At 42.7% G+C, this 14176-nt stretch carries 15 protein-coding genes and 2 pseudogenes; 10 read left to right on the top strand and 7 right to left on the bottom strand.

Annotated elements, in window-relative coordinates; all coding sequences use genetic code 11:
• Window positions 1-121: 121 nt before the first annotated feature.
• Window positions 122-801, bottom strand: a pseudogene (locus ACMWKK_RS11205) (IS3 family transposase); the annotation flags it as partial.
• A gap of 37 nt (window positions 802-838) precedes the next feature.
• Between ACMWKK_RS11205 and ACMWKK_RS11200 the strand changes: the two are divergent.
• Together ACMWKK_RS11200 and ACMWKK_RS11195 are read left to right on the top strand one after the other, a co-directional pair.
• A complete protein-coding gene (locus ACMWKK_RS11200; RefSeq protein WP_406542796.1) occupies window positions 839-1315 on the top strand; it encodes a hypothetical protein in 477 nt (158 codons plus the stop codon).
• 461 nt (window positions 1316-1776) lie between these two features.
• A complete protein-coding gene (locus tag ACMWKK_RS11195; RefSeq protein WP_112781554.1) occupies window positions 1777-3213 on the top strand; it encodes an SEFIR domain-containing protein in 1437 nt (478 codons plus the stop codon).
• Window positions 3214-3774: 561 nt separating this feature from the next.
• On the opposite strand, the gene ACMWKK_RS11190 is transcribed toward ACMWKK_RS11195, so the two are convergent.
• Entirely contained in the window at window positions 3775-5571 is a 1797-nt protein-coding gene (locus ACMWKK_RS11190; protein ID WP_112781555.1) for an AAA family ATPase, read from the bottom strand.
• 179 nt (window positions 5572-5750) lie between these two features.
• Here ACMWKK_RS11190 and ACMWKK_RS11185 point away from each other — a divergent pair.
• Window positions 5751-6260: pseudogene (locus ACMWKK_RS11185) on the top strand (phage baseplate assembly protein V).
• A 113-nt stretch (window positions 6261-6373) separates the two neighbouring features.
• Here the strand turns inward: ACMWKK_RS11185 and ACMWKK_RS11180 are convergent.
• Window positions 6374-6973, bottom strand: coding sequence for a GIY-YIG nuclease family protein (locus tag ACMWKK_RS11180; RefSeq protein ID WP_112781556.1), 600 nt, complete (start codon window positions 6971-6973; stop codon window positions 6374-6376).
• 630 nt (window positions 6974-7603) lie between these two features.
• Between ACMWKK_RS11180 and ACMWKK_RS11175 the strand changes: the two genes are divergently transcribed.
• Complete coding sequence (locus tag ACMWKK_RS11175; RefSeq protein WP_112781557.1) at window positions 7604-8473, top strand: hypothetical protein; 870 nt, start codon at window positions 7604-7606, stop codon at window positions 8471-8473.
• A 265-nt stretch (window positions 8474-8738) separates the two neighbouring features.
• Here the strand turns inward: ACMWKK_RS11175 and ACMWKK_RS11170 are convergent, their stop codons facing one another.
• The 3 genes from ACMWKK_RS11170 to ACMWKK_RS11160 all read right to left on the bottom strand — a co-directional run bounded on the left by ACMWKK_RS11170 (window position 8739) and on the right by ACMWKK_RS11160 (window position 11503).
• Entirely contained in the window at window positions 8739-9791 is a 1053-nt protein-coding gene (locus ACMWKK_RS11170) for a tyrosine-type recombinase/integrase (RefSeq protein WP_406542795.1), read from the bottom strand.
• 81 nt (window positions 9792-9872) lie between these two features.
• Complete coding sequence (locus ACMWKK_RS11165; RefSeq protein ID WP_174259774.1) at window positions 9873-10931, bottom strand: hypothetical protein; 1059 nt, start codon at window positions 10929-10931, stop codon at window positions 9873-9875.
• 11 nt (window positions 10932-10942) lie between these two features.
• Complete coding sequence (locus ACMWKK_RS11160; protein WP_112781809.1) at window positions 10943-11503, bottom strand: phage repressor protein CI; 561 nt, start codon at window positions 11501-11503, stop codon at window positions 10943-10945.
• A gap of 125 nt (window positions 11504-11628) precedes the next feature.
• Between ACMWKK_RS11160 and ACMWKK_RS11155 the strand changes: the two genes are divergently transcribed.
• From ACMWKK_RS11155 to ACMWKK_RS11145, 3 genes are read left to right on the top strand one after another with little or no spacing between them, the layout of a single operon-like run.
• On the top strand, window positions 11629-11850 hold the full coding sequence (locus tag ACMWKK_RS11155; RefSeq protein ID WP_112781810.1) for a regulator: 222 nt from the start codon (window positions 11629-11631) through the stop codon (window positions 11848-11850).
• A 32-nt stretch (window positions 11851-11882) separates the two neighbouring features.
• Window positions 11883-12392 carry a phage regulatory CII family protein gene (locus ACMWKK_RS11150; protein WP_112781811.1) on the top strand — a complete coding sequence of 170 codons (510 nt, stop codon included), beginning with the start codon at window positions 11883-11885 and terminating at the stop codon, window positions 12390-12392.
• Between the two features lie 7 nt (window positions 12393-12399).
• The gene (locus ACMWKK_RS11145; protein WP_112781812.1) at window positions 12400-12633 is read left to right on the top strand and encodes a phage filamentation protein Fil family protein; all 234 of its coding nucleotides are present in this window, start codon (window positions 12400-12402) and stop codon (window positions 12631-12633) included.
• Here ACMWKK_RS11145 and ACMWKK_RS11140 read toward each other — a convergent pair.
• Window positions 12581-13039 (bottom strand): hypothetical protein, encoded by a 459-nt coding sequence (locus ACMWKK_RS11140; protein WP_112781813.1) that lies wholly within the window; start codon window positions 13037-13039, stop codon window positions 12581-12583. The two genes, ACMWKK_RS11145 and ACMWKK_RS11140, sit on opposite strands and share 53 nt — an antisense overlap.
• A gap of 257 nt (window positions 13040-13296) precedes the next feature.
• Between ACMWKK_RS11140 and ACMWKK_RS11135 the strand changes: the two genes are divergently transcribed.
• From ACMWKK_RS11135 to ACMWKK_RS11125, 3 genes are all read left to right on the top strand, one after another.
• Window positions 13297-13638, top strand: coding sequence for a DUF5347 domain-containing protein (locus tag ACMWKK_RS11135; RefSeq protein WP_112781814.1), 342 nt, complete (start codon window positions 13297-13299; stop codon window positions 13636-13638).
• Window positions 13639-13705: 67 nt separating this feature from the next.
• Window positions 13706-13942, top strand: coding sequence for a DUF2732 family protein (locus tag ACMWKK_RS11130; RefSeq protein ID WP_090279282.1), 237 nt, complete (start codon window positions 13706-13708; stop codon window positions 13940-13942).
• Window positions 13942-14169, top strand: a complete 228-nt coding sequence (locus ACMWKK_RS11125; RefSeq protein WP_112781815.1) for a TraR/DksA family transcriptional regulator — start codon at window positions 13942-13944, stop codon at window positions 14167-14169. Before ACMWKK_RS11130 ends, ACMWKK_RS11125 begins: the two co-directional genes overlap by 1 nt.
• Window positions 14170-14176 lie beyond the last annotated feature (7 nt).

Here is a 14176-nt window from a genome sequence, read left to right as displayed (position 1 = left end):
TTCTCCACCGTCACACCCGGTGGGATTGTTGGGTTTCTCATCGTGAGTTACCGGTTCAATATTCCAGACAGACTCGCGGTTCATTTAAGCATCCATGCCCGCCCTGAACTCCGGGCACACTGTAGGTTATGTCCGTTACCCAACGCTCATCAGGAGCATCCGGATTGAACTGTCGCTGGAGCCTGTTGGGTGACACGATACTGGCCTCGCCTTTACGTGCCCGCGGGCTTCGGTATCCGACCTGAGCCTTTATTCCGACACGTTTCATCAGTCTCCAGACTCTGTTTACTCCGCACTGTTGCCCGCTGTCACGCAGATCCAGATGGATTTTGCGATAACCATAGACGCATCCCGATTCCAGCCAGAACTGTTTAATCTGTCCTGTCAGTCTCAGGTCTGCCTGATGGCGTTGTGAATGCGGCTGCTGAAGCCAGGCGTAAAAACCACTGGGATGAACATCCAGCACCCGACAGAGCAGGCGAACAGGCCAGCAACAGGAGTTGTCACGGATAAAGGCGTACCTCAGTCGGACAGCTTTGCGAAGTACGCCGCGGCTTTTTTTAATATGTCCCGTTCGTCGGTAACCCGTTTCAGCTCTTTCTGGAGACGGCGGATCTCGGCCTGAGCATCTGACTGTTCTTTATTAGTGGAAGAATCCGGACCGTACTTCTTTATCCAGGCATAAAGGCTGTGGGTGGTGATATCGAGACGTGTTGCAACGCTGGCAACAGAATAACCGCGATCAACAACCTGTTTGACTGCTTCAGTTTTAAACTCTTCAGGATAACGCTTACCGCTCATGGGCACCTCTCTTTAAGTCATCTTAAATGACTCTGAGGTGTCTGTTAAACGCGTGGCGATTCAAGAGGCTGTTAACAATAAACTGGGTTATGGAGCCGGAAGTGTTGGTGGGCGAACCGCTGGACAAATCGTACTGGCTCAGACAACCGCGAGTCTGATGTTAAATCGTTTGGCGATTGATCAGGCGTACAAACATTTTATACGGTTCAGTGCTTCAGCTGCGTTAAACGTCGTGATGTTCCAGGGGATTATTGAAGAGTCAGCCAGAGCATCAAGAAGGATGCAAACCAAATATCCGACTACGTACGCCATGGTGTCAAAAGAGAACTTGGATATGGTCTACTTCCTCGTTGAACAACAGCTAGAGCCTTACCTCGTGTTCATTGAAGGGCATCCTATTGATTGCAAAGGAATACAGAATGAAATTTGTAAAATCGTTAATGTCCCACGCATACGAGGGAACCATCACCTTTCTGGCTGTGATTTTTGCGATGGGGTCTTTCTTCTGGTTTGAAAGTACATGGATGAAGTTGGCTGGCTGTATGGGGGCATTAATCGTTGGTTATGTGCTTTCGTATGGAGCGGCAAAAATCAGAGGTGGATGATTTGTTGGCTGGTTCGTTGAGGATTAGATCTGGCTGGAATGTTTAACTAAACAGCAGTTTGAGAAAGCTGTACAGGTCTATGGTGCATGGATTAGCATGATCCATAAAGGATCGCAATGGATCGTAGGCCCCAGAGCTGGCGCGCTTTCCGGTCTGTCATGCGCTTGCATGAAAAGCACTACACAAAGCGGGTAGGCGTGGCAGGGATATGAGCGAGCATAAGAAATTTGGAAGCTGATATTGATGTTAGGCTTGGTTATGGACGTAGCGACATTCTAGATGTATAACAAAGCATTAGCTTGCCGTCATTTTTTTGTAGGCTAATATCGAAATTACTTTTATTTTTTCGCTTTCTTAATTAGGAGTGAATATGGAAGCTATCCCCCCCAAAATTTTTGTATCATATAGTTGGACAACTCCTGAGCATGAAGATTTTGTAATTAAGCTAGCTGAGGATTTAGTTAGCTCTGGTGTGGATGTAATAATAGATAAATGGTGTCTTCGTGATGGGCAAGACTCTTATGCTTTTATGGAAAGCATGGTCAATGACAAAACTATTAGTAAAGTATTGATCATCAGTGATAAAGGATATGCAGAGAAAGCTAATAATCGAAAAGGTGGGGTTGGTACTGAAACTCAAATAATTTCCCCAGAAATTTATTCTTCTGCAGAGCAAACGAAATTTGTCGTTGTCGTCACAGAAAAAGATGACGAAGGACGCTTCTATGTGCCGAACTTTTATAAAGGCCGTTTATTCATAGATATGACCGATTCAAGTTCCATGTCTGAAGGAGTTGAAAGAATTCTAAGATGGATATTCGATAGACCTGTTTTTGTTAAGCCGGAACTGGGAAAGAAACCTGCGTTTCTTGACGAACCGTCTGAAGTTTCCCTCGGAACGACAGCATATTATACCAGGGCTATGGATGCTATACGCAACGGTAAGATTACCGCAGCAGGATGTTATGATGAATACTTAACTGTCTTAGCTAATAACCTTGAACGTATAAGATTTCGTACGGCAGAACATGATGAACCTGATGAAGCATTTCTTAAAAACATAGAGTCTTTTATCCCAGCGAGAAATGAATTTATTAATTTAACTTACTTGGCTGCAAGATATAATTCAGGCATGGATTACTCTAAGAGTCTTCACAAGTTCTTTGAGGCTGCACTTAGTTATTATTATCCCCAAGAGAATGTTGGTGCTTACCATAATTATGATTTTGATAATTATAAATTTCTGATTCATGAGTTGTATTTATATTCAATTGCTGCATTACTGAAAAATGAGCGTTTTAATGAATGCCTTAATTTGTTTAGTGGTTTTTATATATCTAGAAAAATCGAAAGAGGTAATGATCCACTTTCTTCATTTATTGATATCAGGGCGTATGTGGAAATCCTACAATGGAGGAATGAACATAAGAAATTAAGACGGCTCTCGCTTCACGCGGATCTTTTAAAAGAAAGATGTCATTCGGTTCCAATTACGTTCACTGATATAAATCAAGCTGACTTTGTTTGTTATCTCCGTTCAGTAATTCAATCTGCAGACTACTACTACATGTGGTGGCCCACAACATTACTTTATGTAAGAGGTTATTTTCCTTTTGAGATTTTTGCCAAATCTAAATCAAAAGCTTACTTCTCAAAAATTAAAGGTCTAATAGCAATTGAAGATGCCGATAAATTTAAGCAGAATATGCATAAATTGGAAGAAAGTGATAGGCTACCCAAATGGGAATTTGATCGGATTTCACCTGTGAGGCTTAGTAATGCAGATGGCATTGCCACAATAGAATGAGGGTAAAATACTCCCCATCATAAGACCTTAAATTATCTGACTTGTATGGCTGGTAAGCTAAGATCAATTCATTTAACCAGCCATTAACTTCTTCCAATTTTTTGGGTATGGGGTTAATTCATGTCTAACAAATACATTCTCTATCTTTTCTATATCCCCCCAACATTACTCGACATGATCACCATCATTTTCGGCGGAAAGCTGTGCGCTTGAATCATGCTGCCCCGGTTGACATTTTTGAGGTTCAGAAACTCATTTTTGTCGCGACCTCTGACTGCGGGATGCTTTGAATGCCATCCTTTTTACCATTGAGAAAATACATACACAGGTTGTGGAAGTTGCCCGACCTTTTGGCGCGTTTTTAGATCCAGAGCAAATTCTAACGGTGTGTAGTTTGAGGGGAAGGTGCTGTCGATTGCACGGGTGCATCATACGGCTTGCATGATCATGTAAGCCGCGGTGGGCTGGAGGCACTGTATGCGGAGCGGAGATTTTTAGGCATTAATAGTGCCGTTGTGATCATTGTCCGTAATACCGTCCTCCATTTGTTAAGAAAAAACCTTATGGATTAGAAAAGCTTATTAAGCTTTGGCAAAAGATTTTTATATCATCGCATATTCTATCCGTGCTCATATGCTCAAGGACATCGTCTCTTGTAATTGAGAATTCATGTTTAAGGCTATTTTTTCCATCAATGAAAATTTCTTTACCTCGTGCATCTCTAAGGGCATGAGCTATATTCGAAGAAACTATTGATGGCGGCATGAACAAAGCATGTCTAAGACCAAAGAAACTATGCACGCTTTGTTCACTTTTATTTGCAGCTAAGGATATGGCTGTAACATCCAAGAAATAATTTTCGATGTGTCTTCGCCTCCACTTCATTGCTTGGAAGTTAGGGTCGTTATAAGTAGTACCTTTATCTTTTAGATTGATATCAACGGAACCATCGCTGTCATCATCTCGGTCTCTTATGCTAATGGTTTTTAAATCGGGAATCTCGGCTTTGAGTTGTTTGTGAAGCTGAAATCTCTCAGAGGATTTTCCGGTCCAAAACCAAGTTACAAGATTTTTAGGCCATTCTAGATTTAATTTTGTGAAAATTTTCTTCAAAAATCTCTCATCGCTAACACCTTCAACTATCAATAATCTTTTTTGTTCTGTTAATTTATGCACTTTAGGGCTAAACATTGTGCCTATGCCACTCAACAACCCAATTTTATCATCATCAGAGCCTAGGTATTTACCTTTTGCATTTGAAAGAGCGAGTATCTTATACGGTTCATATGCTCTAATAAGCTCTGTTGAATGTGTTGCCAATAATACTTGCTTACCATTCCTGATGGTTATTTCTTCTAAGCGTTCTGTAAGGTTTTTCTGCAGTTGCGTATGTAGGTGAGCATCCGGTTCATCAAGTAAAATCACATTGAATTCTTCCGATAACGCTAGGGTGTAAACACTCAACCATTGAAGAAAGCCACTTCCTTCAACCATTATGTCTCTAGCATTAAAATTCTTATGTTTAGTGAATTGATATCCATTGGCAACGCCTGAAACGCATTCTATTTTTAAATAACTATGATATTGCTCATTGAATGGTGTGACTTCAATTTTAAGTGAAAAAATATCAAATAGTGTTTTTTGTAAAATTTCCCACGCATCTCGGGAGCGTAATTCGTTTAAGTTCTTTGTTGAAATTCTGTCTCCTGTTCCTTTGAGTTTTTGGCGTTTGAGATGATTCGATAGATGGATGTCGTATAGAGAGTTTCTTATTACTCCGCCGGACAAACCTTGCCCTATTAATCTATTTCGCATTGCTGGACTCATTCTGACTTCGCGGTCTGTAATTCCAGCGAAAGGTGGCAGGTAAGCAATTTGAGGGATGTTTTCATTGTTTGGAGAACCATCAGCATTCTGAATTTCAATTATGGATAGGTTACTGGCTGTGTTTTTGATGAAAAGTCTGTCGTTGGCTAATGATAATCCCATTTCTAAATGTTTTTCATTACCCGATTTATCATCCCAGTATAATTTTATTTTAAGAGTATACCCATCTGATTCTGTTTGCTTTTGAGATTTTAAATTCGTCCATAAATGGCTTAGGGATGGGATGAACATTGGGGTGAAATCAACTATACCTAATCCCAGACCTTGATTTGTCGCTCCCCTTGTCCAGCTTAATCTTCCTTTTTCAATTTCCAATAAAGTTTTGCAAAACTGCCATGTTGCCATCGCTTGAAGTAAAGACGACTTTCCAGAGTTATTGCCTCCCACTACAAGACTCAGCTCATTATTTAATTTTATTGAGGAGTCTTTGTATTTTTTGAATTTTTTTAGCGCAACCTTTTTTATATGCATTGTGAAACCCCTATTATTTTGCTTAATCTGAGAACTTCTTTGTCAGAACTGAAATACTTTACTACTCATTCGCTTGTTCCTAAAGAGGATTGTTTGGGGCTTGATACAATTGCTCGTGATTTTCGGAAACGTTAGATTGTGACACGTTGCCTGTTCTGAACGCATAACTCACAGAATTCATGCGCTTCACTCCCAACCTAATGCGCTCCGGCACCGTGACCGAAGTGGAGCGAGGCAACTGGTTGTGCCAGATAAAGGTAGGCGAATTTCAAATGAAACTAACTAGATTAACTGCTTTACACTGCGTGGGGGCTCATACCTGGTGGCGTCCGTAGCCGGATGAGCAGCTTGTGGTTATTAAGATGGGGCGATTTCGAAACTGCATTCACACTGCCTGTTATTTCCTTCAGCCAGTTTGCGCCGTCTGCGTATTCCGCAGGCGGTAACGTGACGTATTACCCGCAGCTTGTTTGAGTACGAACCCACCATCGTGCGCTGGCACGTTAGGGCATCAAATCTATGGTGTTCGAGGTGACATACAATGTCACATTCAAAACCGCTGGATTTGTCGTAGAGGCCGATACCACTTGCATCAACAGCGAGATGATTATTAACGGCACTGTCACCCAAAGCGGCGGTCCGATGAGTTCCAGCGGGAGCGGGTAGATGATCATACCCATATTCACTAACGCGTTAGTACTGAGAGCGCCGCTGGCAAATCCGGCCTTGGCGGACAAGCAGTCGCTGGACAAAATGCAGGAAAATTGAGCTTATTGAGCCAGGCGCACCGGCGTAGCTTTTGTTACTGCGCCACTACTCTTCTTCTGAAACCTCTTTCATCAGCAATCTCCATCAATCTTGCCTCCGCAGCAGCCTGACTACGCATTCCGGAAAGCGTCATTTTAAAGCTATGAGAATTTCCCTGAATGTTTAGTGGTAAGGAAAGTGATGCAATCAGCATATCCTCAAGTTCCCAGGGCGCTTCGACAGGATGCCAGTGAACTTTGGCATTCTTTTCCATCCAGGCGTCAAGCCACTGCTCGCCAGGGTGAGTAAATGTCATTCTGGATCCAGAACCCACACGGCGCAGGGGAAAGCCACTTAAACCACTCAATAACACACCCAGCGTGCGCCTGAGTGTTGATCCAGCCGCATTGCCGCTGTAATGCGTTTTGATTCGTTTCCTTAAGTTCGAACGGCTGTTAGGTTTCCCTCTCTGGTCGGGTGAAATACCAACGTACAGCAGCGTGTAACCGTCTAAGGTAATGCAGCCCTCTGTCGGCACACCTGGAGGGATCTCCTTAAACCACCAGAAGTAGACGCCATTTACTGGCGGAACTGGCGATGGTTTGCTCATTACTTCTGTTCTGCTGTAGGTTTTCTCGGGATAAAAATCGAACATGCGGCTTTCCTTGCTGACGTTTTTCCTGATTTTATTCTTTTGCTGTCAGGGAGCGATAGTTTTATGGAACCTGGAAGGAGAAAGTAATGGGATAGGTTTTTTTCCGGAGCTGACGCCCAACGTCAGAAAGCGTGGCTGTAAGCGATTGATTCTGTGAGTGAGTGGATTTCAGGCAACAAAAAACCCATTTATGTCAATGGGTTAATAAAAACAAAGACTTGCAGGATAATCAATAAGTTAGTTTGGTGGTGAGAAGTGACAATTACGGGGTATTGCCAACCGCTGTCGCCACTTTGTCGCCATCTTACTTCATTCGGGCTTCATTTCAAATGCGGAGGCCAATCTCTTTCATCTGCTCTGCTATTATAGCTTCTCGCTTCAAGCCGACAAGAAACGTCTGCCCTGTACAGCTGCTTAGTGTCAATGGATTTTTGGTATCCCCAATAATCTGGGCGCGTATGTGTACATGATAGAACAACTATTAAGTACCAGAAGCGGATATAACTAACATCATGTTTGTACAAAGGTTGAGAGTTGATCCGGGATATACACTAGGTAAAATGGAACTGAGTGTTGTGTGAGATAGCGAAGTTTAACTTTATTTGTATAAATTTTTCAAAGGAATTGAGCATGTTAGCAAAGTACGAAGAAAAGACATATGAGAGTTATTTTAACTCTGAGTTAGATAAAAGAAGTTCAATTTACTTCCCATTTGGTCAGGTTCAAGAAGGCGGTATTGGTGCTGACTCTGCGGCGATGTCTAAAGATATTTGGATTTGGAGAATACTTGGTTTTCGGAAAAAATCATGGCTAAGATTTTCTGGTATTGATTTAATGGAGGTTGCGAAAATAATGAATGATCTTATTGAAGATGAGATCAAGAATATCCCTTCTATTAAAACTAATCTTCTTTTTCAATACAAACGCCCAGAGCTCATCACTACCGCCAATGGAAAGGAATGGTTCTATTGGAATCAAGAATATTATCGATATCCGATATATAAAGAACAGCAAATTTTGCTTGAAAAACTGGACAAGAGATTTGGAACAAAAGCGCTTATTTTATATGCTTCACCTGCAATTTACGATATCAATGATCTTGTGCAAGCAAAAATTAATGGCACTATAATTGAGTCCACTAATTTCTGCAAAGTAAATAAATTAAAAGGGCATCATAGGAATACATATATTAAATCAGGAAATAATTCTTTTGCTTGTAGTGAGCCAGAGGAGTTACCCCATTTTGATCTCCTTGTTAATTTGGTGCAGCTTGAGTATAAGAGGGATGTCGTGAATACGACAGCCGTCTTGGACTTCACATCTGAGTTACGTCGAACAGTTGAAGAAGATCCTTATATTGGCGAATCTTTTCGTGCACTTCTTATGCCATATCAAGAGCGAGAACTAGATAGATTTAAGTTTCTATATGAATATATAGCTATGGCTATTTTTCGTGAGTTGACAGGAATTCAGTGGCTTGTTTCAGTTGACTCAAGATAATTTATGATATTAAGTTTTAGTATAAATATACTTATCTGCTTCGACCAAGTCCATAATATCTAATTATGGACTCCCGTTATGCTGAGGCCGAGTGATGTTCAATATATCGCTGACATCCATTTTTCGCTTTGAGTTCTAATGAGTGATGCAACACTACCCTCAACAAAGGGGAATGTTGCCTCAGTTTTGATTGGAAATGACCTTGGTGTTTGTACCGTGTAGCCAAGTAAAATACGAAAACCCATTAATCTCATATTATTCCTCCCTAACCATTAAGGCGCATATTACTTGATCCAGTAGGATCTGCGGGCATTGTTGCTAATGGATTGAAACGCAGGGCTGTATCAAGGTGATCCGGTGCCAAGTGCGCATAGCGCATCGTCATTTTAATGTCGTGGTGACCGAGTATACGTTGCAGTGCCAAAATGTTACCGCCCGACATCATGAAGTGTGCTGCGAAAGTATGGCGTAGAACGTGGGTTAACTGGCCACGAGGAAGCACTATTGAGGTTTTGTCCATCACCGACAAAAACTGGAAGTGGCAGTCATTAAAGAACTTGAACCCGTCCAGGGCAATGATTTCCTCGTACAGCTCTTTGCTGATCGGGATAGTGCAGTTCTTTTTGCCTTTGGTCCTGACGAATGTGATTCGGTACTTTGTGACCTGGGAACGGGTGAGATTTACAGCTTCGCGCCAGCGTGCACCGGTACTCAGGCATATCTTAACGATCAAAGCGAGCAGCGTGCTTTGGCGTTGGCAGTCGTATAGCAGCTCTGTGATCTGCTCATGCGTTAGCCAGGACATTTCTTTTTCGGCAATAGTGAACTTGCGCATGCTTTCCAGTGGGTTTGGTGCTGTCCATTCTCCAAGCCGAGCCAGCTCGCTAAATACGCTGCTCAAATAGCTTTGCTCCAGATTGATAGTTACCGGGCTAGCACCTTTCTTCCACTTCTCACTAAAGTAGATTTCACCAGTCAGCCGCTTGTCACGGTAATGTGCGAACAATTTCGAGCTGAGATCAGTAGCTAGAGGGTTTCCGAGTACATCGACCATTAGAACTAACTTGTCGTAAACATGCTCGCCAGCGGTCAGGGATTTGCCGTGCAGTTTGAACCAGAGTTCAACGATGTCTTTCAGAGTCCGGCGATCTACCGATTCTCCCAGCCAAGGCTTAGCCTCTGTCTCTTCCATCGTGTGGCGTTCAAAAGCCAATGCTTCGCCTTTGGTGGCGAACTGCTTACGCACACGCCGACCGGTGCGTCCAGCGGGGTAGCATTCACAAATCCATTTTCCTGTTTCGAGTTTTCGTACTGCCATAAAAAAGCCCTCATGTCTGAGGGCTAAATTTAACTGTGTTTTTAAACAGTGGTCAATGTTTTGTTATTGAAGTTCAAACATTTACATATTCTCTAATTTTGCTAGATAGGTCATATATAATACTGAAATTTTACTATCTTTGTGTTCGTTAAGGTTTATTGAAAATCCTACTGGGCAATCATATTTTATTATTTTTTGGAAAATAGTTGCGAATTTGTAGTTTTTATCAGAGTGTGAGTGCGCATAAAAATAAATAGCCGTTGGAAGGTCTATGGTAATATTGGATAATTCGAAAATTCTAATAATGAAATCAAATGTGGTTTTTAAATCTTCTTTTAATTCTTTTTCATTACTATAAGGAAATACTAACTTAAATGTTCTTTTTTCACCTTTAAACATATAGAGGTAGTTTGTTTCAGATCTATAAATAGATAAATGCATTAAATTGCTTAAATTCACAAGCCCACTAAGAATTTCGTGTAAAAGGAAAAATAAATCACGCTCACTAGCTCCTTTTTTACCAGTTTCACTAATAGCATTAGATAATTTATCTATTATTTCTTTAACCTCTGCAAGTTTCTCATAGAAACCATTCTGAGAGAATCCATTATTATACGATGAGTAGGGGAAACATGCAGTATAAAGACTATAGGGAGCATCTAGTTTTTTAGTGAACGGTTGGCTATTTATGGTTATGACCTGTTCTGGTAACTTAATAAGCGCTTCTGTAAAAAATTTGTGATGAGAGAAAAAACTATCAGCTAAATTTTTAGCCTTGGTTGTTTCTATTTGAGATGCGGTTTGAATTGTTCTGTGTATATGAGCAACAATAGCAACTAAAGGTATGGATAGTGACCAAACTCCAATTGGTAGTTTGAAAATATCAAGGAAATTTCCGTACCCTTGAGAGGTGAGGTTAAAAGTTATATTTTTGTCAAACCATATTGGTACACACAGCAATGCAGCTATTATGAATGGTACCCAGATAGAGAGTTTGAAAAGATGCTGCTTAGATAAGCTTTTATCTGTGAATTCGAAATATCTCGAGACCGACGGATTTGATTTTCTATAGAAAAATATGAATCCGATGCAAAGAATTATTGTAAATACTAATGCGCTTTTAGAGAGAATATCAGTCATATAGTTTTCTTTTATTTAATACAGCTTACAACCACTTTTGCAATAACCTCTATATCTGCTATTGCACATTCAAAAGATCTATTACCACCTTCGACGTGCAGACGGCTACCAGGGAGGCGAGTTAAAGTCCTAAGCAGAATGTCACCATCAATTCCTACAACCCAGTGACCATCGCGGATGTCCCCATAATCTCTTTCACAAATAAAGTTTGATTCGCCATCAATAACAACTACCGGATCTCTTAAGTTTTTCGGAAGAAAAGCGATGTCAAAAACGTACGAACCATCATCAACAAGTTTGCCGTTAGATAGATGCTTTTTAACAAGCTTAACGGTGTTCTCTTTATGTGAACTTTCTTTTGCTCCTTGCCCAGTAGTCAGCCAGCTAAGTGAACTATTGGTTTCTAGTGCACATTGAATTACCCATTCTGCAGGGAATGAATCGCGCATGTAGCGTGTTGCAAGTGTGCTCTTTGAAATTCCTAAATGATCACATAAAGCTTGTCTTGTCTTGAAACCATAAGCCTCAACCATACGCTCTATGGCACCACGGCCGCCTTTTTCTAGATTCATGGTCACTCCAAGTGAACTTTTATCTTGACGATTTCATGATGTGATCGTATGTTTATGGTGTTCACAAAATGCAAACGATCAGTGTTCATCCTGATTAATCATTGCTAAACGAGGAATGTTGCATCATGAGACCTAACATTTCAATCACTCTCATCACACCCCACGTCACTATTGAAAGATATAGTGAACTCACTGGGTTATCTATCGACACCATCAACGACATGCTTGCAGACGGTCGACTACTTCGCCATCGACTACGCAAGGACAAAAAGCGTGAAAAAGTGATGATTAACATTGCTGCGATGACAGTCGATGCCCTGTCTGATTGCAACGTGATTATCAATTAGTTCCATTTTGAGACTTCACGGAGCAACTGACTATGTTTGACTATCGAATATCAAAACATCCCCATTTCAATGAAGCCTGCCGGACCTTTGCTCTACGCCACAACATGGCGAAGCTGGCAGAACATGCTGGCATGAACGTTCAGACACTACGCAATAAGCTCAACCCAGAGCAACCGCACCAGCTCACAGCTCCAGACATATGGCTGCTGACCGATCTCACCGAAGACTCAACGCTAGTTGATGGGTTTCTGGCGCAGATCCATTGCCTGCCATGTGTGCCAACCAATGAAGTCGCACGGGAGAAAATGCCTCAGTACGTCCTGAAAGCCACCGCCGAAATGGGACGTGTCGCTGCGAGTGCGGTTTCTGGTGTTCAGCTGAATGCGACTACCCGCCGTCAGGTTGTTGAAAGCGTCAACTCAGTGACTCGCTTGATGGCTTTAACCGCTATTTCGCTGCAGGCGCGTTTACAGGCCAACCCTGCAATGGCAAGTGTCGTCGATACCGTGACGGGTCTTGGCTCTTCTTTTGGGCTGAGCTGAGGTGTTTATGCTGAATAACGAACCTTCATTCGCATCACTGCTGGTTAGGCAAAGCCCGGCAATGCATTACGGTCACGGCTGGATTCACTTACCTGGCGGAAAAAAGTGGCATCCGTGTATTGAATTGTCTCCCCGGCAGCAGGCTGTCCGGGGAATAGGTAAAAAGAGATTGCTACAACGTCTAAGTATTAACGTGGCACGCAACCTGCAAACCAGGCGAAAAGCTTTTCCTGGAAGCTGAGCTTAGTGTCATCAGGTCGACCACATGCAATAGCAGTTCTTTTATAGGCTGGATTTAACAAAGAGCCGAAAGGTGCGGAATCAGAGTGATGCAGCGTTTTCAATTTTTGTGCAATCAGTTCCGGGGTCAGTTCATCCCCAGCGTAAAGCAATTCCCCGTACTGGCGGCTTTGCACGCTAGCACGCTCGGAAATAATGGCTGGTTGCCACACAAGTTGAATAGTCGCGATAACGACAACAGGCAAAGCGAACAACCATTCCAGACCGGTGTCCGCAAACACAGCTGTACCGCTAATAAGCTGAATGGCTGTCATCAATTTGTCAGCTCTACCGTGAAGCGTTGCCGTCATTACTTCAAGGTAATAACTGTAATGAAGTTGGAAGTATTCGGAGCTTTGTTTAGTCATGCCGGAATCCTATTTTTTATCCTGTCCCGGCGCTGGTTGAGGTGCAGGAGCAGGGCGAGGCAATACGTGGAAGTTGTCAGAATCTGACATCAGGTTTCTCCTTCGATGGGTAGATGATTGTTGGCGCAAATAGTCTACCACTAAGGCACGTGCCGGGCGTGCATAAAAACCCCCGGCATCACTTTAAACATTTTTTGGCTCAGTGGGTTATGTGGATGTTTAACCATTTAAGTTCAGGTTGCTAGTGAGGTTGAACAATGGCTATAGAAGGTAACACGGCGACAGTACCGCTTAGTCCCGGTCAGCGCCTGAATGGGCTGAACCACATCGCGGAGCTGAGAGCAAAAGTGTTTGGTCTGAATATTGAGCGGGAGCTGGAGCGGTTTATTCATGAGATGCGCGATCCCCGCGACATTAACCACAAACAAAACGAGAGGGCACTGGCCGCCATATTCTTTATGGCAAAAATTCCGGCAGAACGTCACAACGTCAATATTAATGAGCTGACCACTGACGAAACGCGGGAGCTAATTAAAGCAATGAATCATTTTCGTGCAGTAGTGAGCTTATTTCCCAAACGGCTAACCATGCCGAATTAACCCAAAACAGAAATTAATGGCGTAAACCCGCCGGGCATTCTTTTGCCCAAATTCAGGAGAAGTAATTTTGCGAAATAGTGAAACCCGCACTACTAAAACCGGACCGGATGATGCCGGTTTGTTCCAGATGTTTAACGAGACCCGTCTGGATGAGCGTAAAAGCTGCGCCTTTGCCGTTTCCATCCGCATGGAGGCACTGGCGATCCACATCCTGAAAGAGGGGATGAACGGAGTGGAGGCGGCAGAACTACTGCGCCGTGAAGTTGCCCGTTATGAAGCTGAATCACGCGGAGATTGGCACTGATGGCTGATTCCATGGATCTCGTACAGCAGCGCGTCGAAGAAAACCTGCAGCGCCATATTCAGAACGCTCGCGCCAGAAAGCCGGGCGTTGCTCGCGTTCTTTGCATCGACTGTGACGCGCCAATCCCAACAGCTCGCAGACAAGCTATTCCTGGCGTTCAGTGCTGCGTCACATGCCAGGAAATCGCAGAACTGAAAGGCAAGCACTACACCCGAGGCGCGCTGTGAGCTTCGG

It is taken from the genome of Enterobacter sp. 01-M-03-SI-ECC (genome assembly GCF_047530215.1).
Classification (GTDB): Bacteria; Pseudomonadota; Gammaproteobacteria; order Enterobacterales; family Enterobacteriaceae; genus Enterobacter; species Enterobacter chengduensis.
The sequence above is the reverse complement of the archived record's forward strand: the minus strand, read 5'-3'. Positions and strand labels throughout refer to the sequence as shown.

Coding starts and splice junctions, on each gene's coding strand:
- ACMWKK_RS11180 (WP_112781556.1), bottom strand. CDS start 6,973: ATGTTCGATTTTTATCCCGAGAAAACCTACAGCAGAACAGAAGTAATG.
- ACMWKK_RS11140 (WP_112781813.1), bottom strand. CDS start 13,039: ATGACTAAACAAAGCTCCGAATACTTCCAACTTCATTACAGTTATTAC.
- ACMWKK_RS11155 (WP_112781810.1), top strand. CDS start 11,629: ATGAGACCTAACATTTCAATCACTCTCATCACACCCCACGTCACTATT.
- ACMWKK_RS11170 (WP_406542795.1), bottom strand. CDS start 9,791: ATGGCAGTACGAAAACTCGAAACAGGAAAATGGATTTGTGAATGCTAC.
- ACMWKK_RS11175 (WP_112781557.1), top strand. CDS start 7,604: ATGTTAGCAAAGTACGAAGAAAAGACATATGAGAGTTATTTTAACTCT.
- ACMWKK_RS11195 (WP_112781554.1), top strand. CDS start 1,777: ATGGAAGCTATCCCCCCCAAAATTTTTGTATCATATAGTTGGACAACT.
- ACMWKK_RS11150 (WP_112781811.1), top strand. CDS start 11,883: ATGTTTGACTATCGAATATCAAAACATCCCCATTTCAATGAAGCCTGC.
- ACMWKK_RS11190 (WP_112781555.1), bottom strand. CDS start 5,571: ATGCATATAAAAAAGGTTGCGCTAAAAAAATTCAAAAAATACAAAGAC.
- ACMWKK_RS11165 (WP_174259774.1), bottom strand. CDS start 10,931: ATGACTGATATTCTCTCTAAAAGCGCATTAGTATTTACAATAATTCTT.
- ACMWKK_RS11160 (WP_112781809.1), bottom strand. CDS start 11,503: ATGAATCTAGAAAAAGGCGGCCGTGGTGCCATAGAGCGTATGGTTGAG.
- ACMWKK_RS11125 (WP_112781815.1), top strand. CDS start 13,942: ATGGCTGATTCCATGGATCTCGTACAGCAGCGCGTCGAAGAAAACCTG.
- ACMWKK_RS11145 (WP_112781812.1), top strand. CDS start 12,400: ATGCTGAATAACGAACCTTCATTCGCATCACTGCTGGTTAGGCAAAGC.
- ACMWKK_RS11135 (WP_112781814.1), top strand. CDS start 13,297: ATGGCTATAGAAGGTAACACGGCGACAGTACCGCTTAGTCCCGGTCAG.